Raw genomic sequence first — 725 nt, 5'->3', positions numbered from 1 at the left:
ATCTTCTGGTAGATACATTAACCGGCAAAGGAACAGATAATCTAATGGCGACTAAAGCCTATACATCCGGTACAGGCAAAATCTGTATTGAGATTGAAGGCGATGGTAAACCCTGCAAGCTCCGTTATGCCTATAATACCCTTGATGAAAAACCCGGGACAGCCACTATCGGCGCCGAAAACGGTACCAAGAATAATTACAATGATTGCGTTGTGATATTGAATTGGCCGCTAATGTGAATGACATATGCTTTAGAAATTGCATCATCAATAAAAATAAAATGCCAAATCCCTAAGAAATAATGCTGTTCGGTTAAAACACTTGAACAACTTCACATGTTTAAAATAATTCAGAGAATTGCCTGTTCTCTGGATTATTTTATCGAATTAACCAGAAATTTTCCCCATGAATGACCAGGACCGGAACTTTGGGAAGATATTCAATCAATAAAATACATCTAATCTCCCCTCCGCTAAGTTCTGTCAGGTTCACATCGAAATCCTTGCATCATACAATATTGACTCAAGAGCAGACAGAAATGCTTGAGCAAACTTTTGGTTGTGTTTATTTCGTCTATAACGTGACTTAAGCACCGTGCCCAATATTCATATTTAAGGGTTGAAAATATTCTCAGGCTAATTATTTATTTGTGGCGGTAGGAAATATTGACACGTTAAACACGGGTAATGAGCAATGTAAGACTAAAGCAATTTCATATTGCTATG

Annotated in this window: 2 protein-coding genes; both read left to right on the top strand. The window is 37.4% G+C overall.

All coding sequences use genetic code 11. From position 1 onward, the window contains the following. A partial coding sequence (locus EAE90_RS23295; protein WP_246551126.1) for a fucose-binding lectin II occupies positions 1 to 239 on the top strand: 239 nt, incomplete at its 5' end. A 170-nt stretch (positions 240 to 409) separates the two neighbouring features. Further along, positions 410 to 589 carry a helix-turn-helix domain-containing protein gene (locus EAE90_RS24845; RefSeq protein ID WP_422616018.1) on the top strand — a complete coding sequence of 60 codons (180 nt, stop codon included), beginning with the start codon at positions 410 to 412 and terminating at the stop codon, positions 587 to 589. Positions 590 to 725 lie beyond the last annotated feature (136 nt).

Origin of the sequence: Photorhabdus caribbeanensis, from assembly GCF_018448885.1 — a bacterium.
Lineage (GTDB): Bacteria > Pseudomonadota > Gammaproteobacteria > Enterobacterales > Enterobacteriaceae > Photorhabdus > Photorhabdus caribbeanensis.
Note: the sequence above shows the minus strand (reverse complement) of the source record. Positions and strands in the feature narration are given on the sequence as shown.

What these genes read in the sequence shown, in the direction of transcription:
- EAE90_RS24845 (WP_422616018.1), top strand. Translation starts at nt 410, where the DNA reads ATGACCAGGACCGGAACTTTGGGAAGATATTCAATCAATAAAATACAT.